The organism is Marivita sp., from assembly GCF_020055675.1.
GTDB lineage: Bacteria > Pseudomonadota > Alphaproteobacteria > Rhodobacterales > Rhodobacteraceae > Marivita.
In genome coordinates, this window is sequence record NZ_JAIPUS010000031.1 from 1 (window position 1) to 12,917 (window position 12,917).

Sequence of the window (12,917 nt, forward strand, 5' to 3'; positions counted from 1 at the left end):
TCCACGCTCAGCCGACCATCATCGACCTGCGCCAAAACTTCCACGCGGTTCAACTCGCGCTCGCTCATCATCACCCATCCCATGTCCGCTCATCCTCACATCGTTATGCGAAGAGAGTGACACTTCTGCTTTGCCCATGGGTGACATTATCGCTTTGCGGCCACATCAAGATTACGTATAATCAGTATTATGTAAATAATTCGCAGATCATGGGCGCAGACAAAATGCGCCTTTGCTTCGTCCGATTTGCAAACAAACGATGATCCGCGCCTTGTCTCTGGCAACCTGTGCGCAATAAATGTGCGCCAGTGACGCGCAGGACGTGAAAAAATGTAAGCCCGGGAAATCCAGACTTTCTTGACGCCGCGTAAGGTGGCATAATCGCGACGTTCCGTGAGTGGTGGCAATTATGGCCAAGGAACGTGAGGTCCGCATCCGCATGTATTTCTGTGGCTCTGTGGACCTCTTTCAAGACACTTGGTGTTTCGCGGCGCGGATCCATCCCGTGATCCATAATCCGTCACCAGGTTGTGGCGCGTCCCCAAAACGTGCCCGGTGTTGTTGTAACGAAAAGTTGTAACGAAAAGCGGCGCTGTCCATTCAGACAGCGCCGCTCGCCACGTCATGTTCTGGCGCGGAAATTAACCCTGAGCCGCCTTAGCGACTTCTGCTGCGAAATCTTCCTCGACCTTCTCGATGCCTTCACCGACTTCGAGGCGGACAAACCCAGTGATCTCGACACCGGCTTCCTTGGCGGCGGCGCCGACGGTCAAATCGGGATTCACCACGAACGACTGGCCAAGCAGTGTGACTTCACCGAGGAATTTCTTCATCCGACCCTCGATCATCTTTTCGATGACCTGCTCGGGCTTGCCGGATTCGCGTGCGATGTCGATCTGGACCTGACGTTCCTTTTCGACGACGGCCGGATCGAGATCCGCTTCGGACAGCGACGCCGGGGTCACAGCCGCGATATGCATCGCAACCTGCTTGCCGAAGGCTTCATTCTCGCTCGAGAGCGCGACCAGAACGCCGATCTTGCCCATATCAGTTGCCGCGGCATTGTGCACGTAAGACACGACCTGGGTGCCTTCGATCGAGGCCATGCGGCGCAGCGACATGTTCTCGCCGATCGTCGCGATCTTGTCGGTGATCGTCTCGGACACGGATTTGCCGCCGACATCCTTGGTCGCGAGGTCTTCGACATCCGACGCCGTCATGGCGGCCTCGGCAATGGAGGCAACCATGGCCTGGAAATCGGCGTTCTTGCCGACGAAATCGGTTTCCGAATTCACCTCAACCGCGACACCCTTGCCGCCCTCGACCTTCACGGCCACGAGGCCTTCGGCCGCGGTGCGGTCGGATTTCTTGGCCGCCTTGGCCAGACCCTTGGTGCGCAGCCAATCAACCGCGCCATCCATGTCGCCATCTGTTTCGACCAGCGCCTTCTTGGCATCCATCATGCCAGCGCCTGTCATTTCGCGCAGTTCTTTGACCTGTGCAGCTGTGATCGCCATCTTGGCTCTCCTCAAATATGTGTTGGGTTGCTAGGCGGATATGCCCGCCTCGCATCACATGCAGATGAAGGCTCAGCCTTCCTTGTTCGCCAGCTCGTAAGGCGCGTCTTTCGCCTTTGCATCGTCGTGCACGGCTTCGTCCGAGACACCGCCCACTGGCGTTTCGGTGACGGCTTCTTCGACCGGGGCTTCTTCGAGCGCGCCAAGATCGACACCGGCAGCGCCCATCTGCGCGGTCATGCCATCAAGCGCGGCGCGCGAGACCAAGTCGCAGTACAGGCTGATCGCACGCGCGGCATCGTCATTGCCGGGAACGATGTAATCCACACCATCGGGCGAACAGTTGGTGTCCACGATCGCGACGACCGGAATGCCCAGCTTCTTGGCTTCGGCGACAGCGAGCGCCTCTTTCTTGACGTCGATGACGAAAAGCAGGTCCGGCACACCGCCCATTTCGCGGATCCCGCCGAGCGACGCTTGCAGTTTGCCCTGCTCGCGCTCCATGCCCAGACGTTCCTTCTTGGTCAGACCTTCGGCGCCGCCTTCCATCTGTTCGTCGATGTTCTTGAGACGCTGGATCGACTTGGACACGGTTTGCCAGTTGGTCAGCGTGCCGCCCAGCCAACGGTGGTTCATGTAATATTGTGCGCATTTTTCTGCAGCTTCGGCGATCGGCTGCTGGGCCTGACGCTTGGTACCCACGAACAGGATGCGGCCGTTCTTGGCCACGGTTTCGCGGATCACGTTCAATGCTGCGTCGAGCATCGGGACAGTCTGCGTAAGATCCATGATGTGGATGCCGTTGCGCGCGCCGTAGATGAACTCGCCCATGCGGGGATTCCAACGCTGCGTCTGGTGGCCGAAGTGAACGCCTGCTTCAAGCAGTTGGCGCAATGTGAACTCTGGAAGAGCCATTGTCGTTATCCTTTCCGGTTTCAATCCTCGGCGGGGGTATCATCCCATCGGGGACAACCGGTGGACTTTTGAGGATGTCTCCCCCAAAGGCCCGACCCCGCCTGCGGTGTCAGTGACGTGCGTATAGCGATGCTTCGGGATGGGCGCAAGCCATTGCGTGCGGGAAATGCCGGGTCACGCCCCACCTGTCATCGGCGCGGCTTGCAGCGGACATCCCCTGCCCGGCGGTTTGGCGCCGTGCAGGGAAAACGGGTCTGGATCAGGCAGCGAAGCCGAGCTTGGCCACGTGAATCTCGAAGGTCGGGTGCATTTCCGCGCCAACCACGTTCGGCGCGTGGTGACGGTAGATCGACCGCCAGTATGGTTGAACGATCACGCCTTCGTCCTGCATGATCGTTTGCAGTTTCGCCATCACCGTGCGGCGTTCATCGGCATTGGCGATGGACATGGCCTCGGCCAGCAGCGTGTCGAACTCATCGTTCGAGAACCCCGACTCATTCCACGGCTCGTCCGTACGGTAGGCAAGCGCCAGCACCTGAACCCCCAACGGGCGCTGCGCCCAGTCGGTGGTGGAATACGGATATTTGATCCAGTCATTCCAGAAGGTCGATCCCGGCAGAACGGTGCGTCTGACGTTGATGCCTGCGTCACGCAGCATCGCGGCGGCGGCATCGCTTGTGTTCTTGCGCCAGGTGTCGTCGATAGAGATCAGCTCGTGCTCGAAATCGGCCATACCCGCTTCCTCCATCAGCGCATATGCGCCTTCGGGATCGTGCACGGGCGCCGGAATCTCGGCGTATTCCGGATGGATCGGCGAAACGTGATGGTTTTCAGCCACCCGGCCGTTGCCAGAAAAGCCAAGCTCGAGTGCCACCTGATTGTCGATTGCCATGGCAAGGGCACGCCGCACACGCGCGTCCGCGTAGGGTTTCATGCCGTTGATTTCGGCCTCCTGGTTGGGCCGGATGACCACCGTGTTCGCGGTGACCGCCTCGGACTTGGTCCAGCCGATTCCATCCATCATCAAAATGAATTCACCGATGGATTCGTAGACCATGTCCACTTCGCCGGAATCCACGGCGGCAACGATCCCGGCCTGTTCCGTGCCGAAATCGATATATTCGATCCGATCGAGATACGCGCCCTCTCCCCACCAGTCATGGCCTTCGTTGCGGACCAGAACGGCGTTAATGCCGACGTTGTATTCTTCGGGCCGGTACGGGCCGGTGCCGATGGGATTGTCCAGCGGATCGCCGTTGAAGCTTTGGTGCACGATGGCCGCCGGATAATCCGAGAACCCTGCGACGATGGTGATATCGGGCTGGTTCAGGCTCAGACGCACGGTTGTATCATCCACGACGGTGATCGCGCCGTCGCGGGCCATGGAGGTGTCTGGGTCAATCAGCGATTCCATGCGCGACGCCATCGAATTGCCCTCGACCTCGCGTTCGCACCAGCGGGCGATGTTGAAGGCGACGTCCTCGGCCGTGAACGGATCGCCATTGCTCCAGGTCACGCCGGGGCGGACATTCAGAGTGTATTCCGTCGCGTCCTCATTCGCCTCCCAGCTTTCGAGCAGAGCCGGCGCAAAGCTGCCATCGATCTGATACTCGACGAGGTATTCAAGGTAACCGCGTGTGAAGTTCGACAACTGCGGCCAATCGAAGGTGCGCGGATCCTTCATCGCCACGAGGTTGGATTCGATCCGCAGGGTTCCGCCCGCCTGCGCATGCGCGGCCGCCTTGGCAGGTTTCGACATGCCAAGCAGGCCATAGGCCGTGGCGGCCGTCACGCCGAGCGCGGTCGAGCGGGTCAGGAAGTCGCGTCGGGACAATGTGCCGTCTGCAACCTCTTGGGCATAGCTATGGGCTGCGGGATGAACGTTTTTCAAACTGTGCATCGATATCTCGTCAATCAGGGTGATAAAGGAAAAGGCGTCCGGCTGTCGTTGTCGTCAGGCGCCTTGTTTGCGATCATTGCTCCCCATGTTGTAGCTTGATCCACGGATTTTCAAGCAAAACGGCACGGATCGGGGCCCTTGCTGTTGCGCGTGTGCCGTCGAATGGTGCGTTAGCAGCCGGGTTCAGGTCACAGAAACACCCGCTCCACGAACCAGTAGCTGCCGACCAGAGCGATCGCCACCGACGCTGGAATCGCCACGAAACGGCGATACGCATCGAGGTGATCGACCATCGTCGCAGACACCGCGCAAAGCACCGACAGCGCCGCCAACGGCCAGAAGAACACGATCGCCGGGGCGCCCATGACATCCTGGAACCCGGGCGTGTTCATCGCAAAACCCGCGCCGCCAAGAAGAACTGCCAGCACCGCATAGAGCGCCTGCGCGGGCGCAACGTCTGCTTGGCCGCGATCGACCCGGATCGCGTACCAGACAATGATGAAGGCAATCGCGATCACCGTGAGCTGTCCCAGTTCAACCCCGATGTTGAAGCCGACGAGCGCCGGGATCACCTGCCCCTCGGGCAAGCCGAATTCGCCCAGCACGCTGGCAAAGCCCAACCCGTGCAACAGGCCGAAGCCGAAGATCGCGAAGGGGCGCCAGCGATGCAGCTTGTCCGAGACGATGTTTTCCACCGCGACATAGACGATGGAGGCGGCAATCAGCGGCTCCACGAGGCTGGCGGGGACCGACACGATGCCCAGTACCGCCATGGCCAGCGTCACAGTATGGGCCAGGGTAAACGACGTTACCTGCCAAAGCAGCGGCGCCAATCGCGTGGACAGGAAAAACAGGCCAAGCACAAACAGGATGTGATCCAAACCCTTGGGCAGGATATGATCGAACCCCACCGGGATATAATCCGCAAATGTTGTCCAGCCGCCGGCCGCGTCGCCGCCGCCCAGCTGGATGTCACCGCTCGATTGGCCCCCTTCAAGATAGCCGGTATACGGGTCGTCGACACCCTGCTGACGCAACACCAGCGCGCCATAGGCGGCCGGCCATGTCAGGGCGATTGTATCGGCGCCGTCGGGCAGCGGACCTTGCAGGGTCAGTACCGTGTCGCGCGGAAGGTCGGTGTTGCCCACCTCGGCCACGTCGATCCCGGTCACGGCAAGATCAACCGGATCGTCGCCCGCCGTCACGTTCAGGCTGTCGACAAAGCCCGGCATGCGCGGATCAAGCTCTGTCCGCAGCGCATCCGGTTCCAGCGCGCGCAATCGGTCCAGTTGCTCCGAGGCTTCGAGCGCATTGGTGTCGTCGATCCCCTCGAGGCTGACATCCGCGACGAGCGCTTCACCGTTCAGCGTCAGGGTGATCTGGACCTGCCCCTCCGAAACCAGGAGGTCGCCGATCGCGGGGCGAACCTCGTGAGCGGCGGCAAGGGTTGCCGCAAACAGCAAACACAAACTGACCCAGATGGCTTTCATCGCGCACGTCCTTTGGCTTTTGGTTGACGCAAGGGTGATGCAGTCACGCGTGGCTTCAAGCAAAAGTTTCAGGAAACCATGCAGGTATCGGCGTCAGACGCGCTGCAACCCGGCGCGGAACCGGCGCATGTTGGCCTGGTAGCCGCGCGCGCTCTTGCGCAGTCCCTCGATGGCGGCGTCGTCCAGTTGGCGCACCACCTTGCCCGGCGCCCCCATGACAAGCGACCCGTCCGGGATTTCCTTGCCCTCGGTGATGAGCGCCCCTGCCCCGATCAGGCAGTTTTTTCCGATCCTTGCCCCGTTCAAGACCGTGGCGCCCATCCCGATCAGCGAGTTTTCCCCGATGGTGCAGCCATGCAGCATCACCTTGTGGCCGATGGTGCAGCCCGCACCGATGATCAGCGGGTAACCGATATCGGTGTGCAGCACGCAGTTTTCCTGGATATTGCTGCCCGTGCCGACTGTGATCGGCTCATTGTCGCCGCGCAGGGTGGCACAGAACCAGACGCTTGCCGCGGCTTCGATGATGATCCGCCCGATCAGGTTTGCGTCGGGCGCGATCCAGGTGTCTTCGGCAATGTCGGGGGCGATCCCGTCAAGGGTATAAAGTGTCATTTCAGGTCCTCGAATTCATCCTGCAGTTTGCGTACATGATCCACCAGCCACGGTTGTTGCAGGCGGCGCAACCGCGTGGCTGTCACGATGGTTTTCAGGTTCTCGAAGGTCTGGTCCAGATCGTCATTGACCAGAACGAAATCATAGCTGCCCCAGTGACTTATCTCGTCCCAGCTTTTCAGCATGCGCTTGCCGATGGTCTCCGGGCTGTCCTGCCCGCGCGCCTCCAGCCTGCGCCCCAGTTCCTTGATCGAGGGCGGCAGGATGAAGATCGACAGCGTGTGCGGCCCCAGCGATGAATTGACGATCTGCTGGGCCCCCTGCCAATCGATATCGAACAGCACGTCATTCCCGGCATCGATCGCCTTTTGTGCCGGTTTTCTCGGGCTGCCATAGAAATTGCCGAAGACATGCGCGTGTTCCAGCATGTCGCCATTGTTCACATCGCGCTTGAAGGTGTCTTCGCTCAGGAAATGGTAATCTTTGCCGTCCACTTCGGCCGGGCGTGGCGGGCGCGTGGTGGCGGAGACCGAAAAGCGCAAACTGTCATCCCAGTCCAGAAGCTGCCGGGACAAAGTGCTTTTGCCCGCGCCGGAGGGGGAGGACAAGATGATCAGCAATCCACGTCGGTCGGTCATGTCCTACTCCACATTCTGAACCTGTTCGCGCATCTGTTCGATCACGGTCTTCAACTCCAGCCCCACAGCCGTCAGGGCCGCGGATTGCGCCTTGGAACACAACGTGTTGGCTTCGCGGTTGAATTCCTGCATCAGGAAATCGAGCTTGCGGCCCACCGCGCCCTGCGCGGCCATCAACGCATGTGCCGCATCGACATGCGCGCGCAGCCGGTCGATTTCCTCTGTCACGTCGGCCTTGACCGCGATCAGCGCCAGTTCCTGTGCCACGCGTTGTTCATCGACGCTGTCCTGCGCCTCGATCACGCGCGCAAGCGCCGCGCGCATTTTCCCGACCTGTTCGTCCTTGCGCGCCGCGGCAACCGTTCCGGCTTGCGCAACAAGGTCCGCGATCCGGTCAATCTGGGTGGTCAGCACCTGCGACAGCGCCGCGCCTTCGGCTTGACGCGCGGCGACGAAACTGTCGAGAACCGGCGCGAAATCTGCCATGAGCGCGGTGCGCAGTTCGGTCGGATCGGCCTGGTGTTGCGGGATGTCCATCACGCCGCGCACAGTGATCACGTCAGCCGCGGTCGACGCGGTCAGCGCCAAACCGCGCATCATCGCTTCATGTTCGATCCGTTGCATGGCGTCCAAAACCAGCGCCAATTGCGCAGTGTTCAGTTCCTGCGTCGCTTCTGCCCCCGCCGAATGCAGCCGCAGCGAAACGGTCACGTTGCCCCGTGACAGGCGTTTGGTCAGTGCAGCGCGCAGCGCCTGTTCAAGCCCGTCAATCCAGTCCGGCACGCGCACACGTATATCCAGCCCGCGTGCATTGACGCTGCGAACGTCCCAGGACCAGGCCAGCCCCAGCGCCGCCCCCTGCCCCGAGGCAAAGCCGGTCATGGATTGGCGCATGCTGTCCCCCTTGAAGCTTTTGAATGTCGCAAATCGGGTTACGCGCTGCGCCCTGCCGATGCAAGCCGCGTCGGACCTGCGGGTGTTAACCATCTGTTAAGAACTGCGTCCGAATTGCGGCAGCAATGTGGTAGGCTCCTGTCATAGGATCGGGATGGGAGCCGACAGGATGCACAATGGATCACTGGTCGCGGAACGGACAAAACAGCACGGTGCGCGGGCGCTTCGGATACTGGATGCCTATTGGCACAGCCTCGCCGCACGAGGCGGCGTGCCGCGCCGTGCGGCGATTGATCCGGGCGCAATTCAGGACGCGCTGGAATACGCGTTCCTCGTGGATCGCGTCGGGCCGCACCACGCGCGGGTGCGCATCACCGGGGGCGCGGTAAATGGCATCCTGGGCGCTGATCTTGTCGGGATGCCCCTGTCGGTATTTCTGACGCCCGAAGCGCGGGTCGAATTCGATGATGTCTTGGCGCGCTGCTTTGACCAAAGCGCGATGCTGAGCCTGACGCTAGTCAAGACCGATGCGGTGGCGCAGATGCATCTCTATCCGTTGCTGGACCACAAGGGCCGGATTGCCCATCTTCTCGGGGGTATCGTGGCCGAGGGAGGTGCCGCATCCGGCGCGCGCCGGTTCGATCTTGCGGAGACGCAGGAACATCCGGTGAATTGCGGTCCTGTCGCGCCGCACCGCAACTCGGGCGGTTTGAGGCTGGTGATCGACAATACCTGAGGGGTGCTGCGTCCCGCCACTCGTGCCGGGGCATCAGAAAAACCGGTCTGTCAGCGCTTTGAACGGTGGCCGGGCAGAAAACACATCTGCAAAATCTAAAACGGCCGGGCAGTCATTCGGACCCGCCCGGCCGCCTTCAATACGACCCCCGGTCGCGTCAGCCCGCTTTGACAGCCACTTGAGCCTCGCGCCGCGCGGTCAGTTCTTCGGCCACGAGGAACGCCAGTTCCAGCGACTGGGAGGCGTTGAGTCGCGGATCGCAGGCCGTGTGATAGCGGTCACTCAGATCTTCCTCGCTCACCGCCCGGACACCTCCGGTGCATTCGGTCACATCTTGACCGGTCATCTCGAAATGAACCCCGCCCGGAACCGTGCCTTCGGCGTTATGGACTGCGAAAAATTCCTTGACCTCGCGCAGGACCGAGTCGAACGGACGGGTTTTATACCCTGTCGAGGACTTGATCGTGTTGCCATGCATCGGATCGCAAACCCAGGTGACGTTGGCGCCTTCCTCTTGCACGGTCTTGATAAGGCGCGGCAGGTGTTCCCCCACGCTGCCGGCCCCGAAGCGGGCGATCAGCGTCAACTTGCCCTCTTCGTTGTCGGGGTTCAGCTTGGACATCAGCACCTTGAGGTCTTCGGCCGTTGTGGTCGGGCCGCATTTCAGTCCGACAGGGTTCAGGACGCCGCGTGCGAATTCCACATGCGCACCATCGGGCTGCCGGGTGCGGTCGCCAATCCAGATCATGTGACCGGAGCCGGCAAGCCATTTGCCAGAGGTCGAGTCCTGACGGGTCAGCGCCTCTTCGTATTCCAGCAGGAGCGATTCATGGCTGGTGTAGAAGTCCACCGTCTGCAACGTGTGCGCCCGGTCGCTGTCGACACCGGCCGCTTTCATGAAGTCCAGCGTGTCGCTGATCCGGTTCGCCATATCCCGGTACTTCGAGGCTTTTTCGCTTTCCGTGAAACCGAGTGTCCAGCCATGGACCTGGTGCACGTCCGCGAACCCACCGGTCGAGAACGCGCGCAGCAGGTTCAGCGTCGCGGCCGCCTGCGTGTAGGCTTGCAGCATCTTCGCCGGATCGGGGATGCGGGCCTCTGCGGTGAACGGCAGGTCGTTGATGATGTCGCCGCGGTAGCTCGGCAATTCGACCCCGTCCACGGTCTCGGTCGGTGCGGAGCGCGGCTTGGCGAATTGGCCCGCCATGCGCCCCACTTTGACCACCGGCACCTTGGCGCCGAAGGTCAGCACCATCGCCATCTGCAACATCACCTTGAACGTGTCGCGAATCCCGTTCGCGCTGAACTGGTCGAAGGCTTCGGCGCAATCGCCGCCCTGAAGCAAAAAGGCATCGCCGCGCGACGCGGCCCCCAGTTCCTTCTTGAGCGTGCGCGCCTCGCCGGCAAAGACCAAGGGCGGATACTTGGACAGCTGGGCCTCCACGGCCTCGAGCTTGGCCGGGTCCGTATAGTCAGGCATCTGCACCCGCGGTTTCGTGCGCCAGCCAGATTTATGCCACTCGGTCATCGTCTCTACTCCGATTGATGTTCACGTCGCTCTACGTCAGCGCGCCCGATATAGCGAATGCGCCCTTGTCTGACCAGACAGGAATCGTTGCGTGACCGCTTGACCCTGCCATCCACTTCTGACCTTCTGCTCTGCGAACTGCCGCCGGGCAAAGTTAAAAGTTGGACTTGTATGTTACCCACACGCCAAACTGTCGAGCTTGACCGCGTGCCGAAAAGGTCGCGCCGGTTCGTCTTCGTTCTGCTGCCGGATTTCACCATGCTGTGCTTTGCCGCTGCGGTCGAAGCACTGCGGATCGCCAACCGCATGGCAAACCGTCAGCTTTACGAATGGACAATCATCGGCGAGGGCGGCGAAGAAGTGACCTGTTCCGCGGGGGTGTCGTTCAAGCTCGATTCCGATCTGATCGAATTGAACCGCGATGACATGGCGCTTTTGTGTGGCGGCATCGACGTGCAAAGCGCCACGACGCGGCGCATCATCAACTGGCTGCGCCGGGAAGCGCGTCGCGGGTTGTCGGTTGCAGGGCTTTGCACCGCGGCCCATTCGCTTGCCACGGCAGGCCTGCTGGACGGCAAACGTGCGACGATCCATTGGGAAAACCAGGACAGCTTTTCCGAGGAATTTCCCGAGGTCGAGCTGACAAAGTCGATCTTTGTCGTGGACGGCAACCGCATCACCACCGCGGGCGGCACGGCGTCGGTGGACCTCATGCTCAAGATCATTGCCGACGACTACGGCGAGGAGCTGGCCGGAGCGGTGGCCGACCAGCTGATCTACAATTCCATCCGGACCGACCAGGATACCCAGCGCCTGTCCGTGCCGACCCGCATCGGCGTGCGTCACCCGAAACTCAGCAAGGTGATCCAGATGATGGAGCAGAATATCGAGGAGCCGATCAGCCCGTCGATCCTCGCCCAGCAGGTCGGCATGTCGACCCGGCAGCTCGAACGTCTGTTCCGCCGCTACCTGAACCGCAGTCCGAAGCGGTACTACATGGAACTGCGCCTGCAAAAGGCGCGCAATCTGCTGATGCAAACCGACATGAGCGTCATCAACGTGGCGCTGGCCTGCGGATTCGCGTCGCCCTCGCATTTCTCCAAGTGCTACCGGGCGCATTACGAAACTACACCCTACCGAGAGCGCGGCGCGCATGCCTCGCGGATATCAGTGTAGGTCCGAGACCCGGCAAACCGATCCCCGCATCGGACAGGCTGTATCGCAGGCAGTCCCCGGCGCGCGACATTTCGCAGCCCTTTCATACGGCGTTTGCCGCCTGTGGTCCTGCCAGGGTGCGTCTTGGTCATTTTTCCGATGCGCATGCGGTCTGGCGCTCAGCTATTCGGCAGGCCCATCCGGTACAGCGCCCCGTTGCCGACACTCAGGAACCACAGATCGCCGTTCGGGCCCTGCCGCACGTCTCGCACGCGCAGCGTGCTTTCGCCCTTGATCTGTTCGACCTCTTGCAGGGGGGAACCGCTGAGCCGCGCGACGTAGTCGAACTTGAGTGAGCCAACGAACATATCGCCGGTCCAGCCGTCGATGTTGCCGGAGTAGAAGGTCATGCCGGACGGGGCGATGGAGGGGTCCCAATAGGTCTGCGGTTGTTCCATGCCCTCTTTCGCGGTCCCCTCGCCGATACGCCCGCCGGCATAGTGCTGCCCGTAGGCGATGACGGGCCAGCCGAAATTCGCGCCTTTCACGATCCGGTTTACCTCGTCGCCGCCGCGCGCGCCGTGTTCGTTCACCCAGAACTGGCCCTCGGCATCAAAGGCCGCGCCCTGCGGGTTGCGGTGGCCGTAGGACCAGATTTCAGGCTGCACGCCGCTTGCCCCCACGAACGGATTGTCATCAGGGACCGAGCCGTCACGTTTGATCCGCAGAACCGAGCCGTTGTGCAGGCTGCGGTCTTGCGCGGACCGGCGGTCTCCACGGTCCCCCACCGTCAAGAACAGCGTGCCATCGGGGGCTTCGGCGATCCGCGCGCCGAAATGACGGCCGCCGCGGCTTCCCGGTTCGATCTCGAATATGGTGCGATGATCCATCAGTGCAATGCCATCCGGGGTCAGGACCGCCCGTGTGACAGCCGTCCCGCTTGCCCCGCCCTGCCGTTTGGCATGGGTGAAAAACAGCTCTCGGCTCTGCGCGAAATCACGGGGCACCAAGACGTCCAGCAAACCGCCCTGCCCGTTGACATGCACCTGAGGCGGGTTGCGCAGCACCGCCACGCCCTGCCCCGGGGCGACGATCAGGACGCGGCCGTCGCGTTCGGTCAGCACGATGTCCCCGCCGGGCAAAAACCCGAAGGCCCAAGGCGTGTCGAGCCCCGTCACGACGGCAGACACGGTGACCTCCCCTGCGCGGGTGGTAATCGTGTCGGACCGCACTTGCGCCATGGCCGTGCCCATGAGCGCGGTGGCCAGGACAAGTGACAGGACGACCGACGGGACGAACGACGGGACAACAGGTCTCGGAATTGGCATATGACACCTCGCTTCAACAGCTTACGGGCCTATACTGGCGAGACTTGACGCAAGGGCAAGTCCGCTGACACAGACGTGACCGCGAAAACCTGCAAACGCCGCGTCGCCACTGAAACAACGCGCATGACTAACCCCCTGAAAACCTTGGGGTCAGGGATCGCCATATGCGGCGTCTCAGGCCTTTTCTTTTTGCCGAACTGT

At 61.6% G+C, this 12,917-nt stretch carries 12 protein-coding genes; 3 read left to right on the forward strand and 9 right to left on the reverse strand.

Annotated features, from left to right (window positions below; all coding sequences use genetic code 11):
- Positions 1 to 263, forward strand: a 263-nt coding sequence (locus LCF59_RS15045; protein ID WP_292288438.1) for a hypothetical protein, incomplete at its 5' end; no start/stop codon positions are given.
- A gap of 378 nt (positions 264 to 641) precedes the next feature.
- Here the strand turns inward: LCF59_RS15045 and tsf are convergent.
- The 7 genes from tsf to LCF59_RS15080 all read right to left on the reverse strand — a co-directional run bounded on the left by tsf (position 642) and on the right by LCF59_RS15080 (position 7,969).
- Entirely contained in the window at positions 642 to 1,517 is an 876-nt protein-coding gene (gene tsf, locus LCF59_RS15050) for a translation elongation factor Ts (RefSeq protein WP_292288439.1), read from the reverse strand.
- Positions 1,518 to 1,589: 72 nt separating this feature from the next.
- Positions 1,590 to 2,432, reverse strand: a complete 843-nt coding sequence (rpsB, locus tag LCF59_RS15055) for a 30S ribosomal protein S2 (RefSeq protein ID WP_292288440.1) — start codon at positions 2,430 to 2,432, stop codon at positions 1,590 to 1,592.
- Between the two features lie 259 nt (positions 2,433 to 2,691).
- A complete protein-coding gene (locus tag LCF59_RS15060) occupies positions 2,692 to 4,332 on the reverse strand; it encodes an ABC transporter substrate-binding protein (RefSeq protein WP_292288441.1) in 1,641 nt (546 codons plus the stop codon).
- A gap of 188 nt (positions 4,333 to 4,520) precedes the next feature.
- Positions 4,521 to 5,822 (reverse strand): HupE/UreJ family protein, encoded by a 1,302-nt coding sequence (locus LCF59_RS15065; RefSeq protein WP_292288442.1) that lies wholly within the window; start codon positions 5,820 to 5,822, stop codon positions 4,521 to 4,523.
- A 93-nt stretch (positions 5,823 to 5,915) separates the two neighbouring features.
- A complete protein-coding gene (locus tag LCF59_RS15070; RefSeq protein WP_292288443.1) occupies positions 5,916 to 6,437 on the reverse strand; it encodes a gamma carbonic anhydrase family protein in 522 nt (173 codons plus the stop codon).
- Positions 6,434 to 7,075, reverse strand: coding sequence for a guanylate kinase (gmk, locus tag LCF59_RS15075; protein WP_292288444.1), 642 nt, complete (start codon positions 7,073 to 7,075; stop codon positions 6,434 to 6,436). Before gmk ends, LCF59_RS15070 begins: the two co-directional genes overlap by 4 nt.
- Positions 7,076 to 7,078: 3 nt before the next feature.
- Positions 7,079 to 7,969 (reverse strand): YicC/YloC family endoribonuclease, encoded by an 891-nt coding sequence (locus LCF59_RS15080; RefSeq protein WP_292288445.1) that lies wholly within the window; start codon positions 7,967 to 7,969, stop codon positions 7,079 to 7,081.
- Positions 7,970 to 8,138: 169 nt separating this feature from the next.
- Between LCF59_RS15080 and LCF59_RS15085 the strand changes: the two genes are divergently transcribed.
- Positions 8,139 to 8,705 (forward strand): PAS domain-containing protein, encoded by a 567-nt coding sequence (locus LCF59_RS15085; RefSeq protein WP_292288446.1) that lies wholly within the window; start codon positions 8,139 to 8,141, stop codon positions 8,703 to 8,705.
- Positions 8,706 to 8,862: 157 nt separating this feature from the next.
- On the opposite strand, the gene LCF59_RS15090 is transcribed toward LCF59_RS15085, so the two are convergent.
- Entirely contained in the window at positions 8,863 to 10,233 is a 1,371-nt protein-coding gene (locus tag LCF59_RS15090) for a class II 3-deoxy-7-phosphoheptulonate synthase (protein WP_292288447.1), read from the reverse strand.
- Positions 10,234 to 10,404: 171 nt separating this feature from the next.
- Between LCF59_RS15090 and LCF59_RS15095 the strand changes: the two genes are divergently transcribed.
- On the forward strand, positions 10,405 to 11,409 hold the full coding sequence (locus LCF59_RS15095; protein WP_292288448.1) for a GlxA family transcriptional regulator: 1,005 nt from the start codon (positions 10,405 to 10,407) through the stop codon (positions 11,407 to 11,409).
- Positions 11,410 to 11,567: 158 nt separating this feature from the next.
- Here LCF59_RS15095 and LCF59_RS15100 read toward each other — a convergent pair whose 3' ends face one another.
- The gene (locus LCF59_RS15100) at positions 11,568 to 12,629 is read right to left on the reverse strand and encodes a PQQ-dependent sugar dehydrogenase (RefSeq protein WP_292288463.1); all 1,062 of its coding nucleotides are present in this window, start codon (positions 12,627 to 12,629) and stop codon (positions 11,568 to 11,570) included.
- Between the last annotated feature and the right edge of the window lie 288 nt (positions 12,630 to 12,917).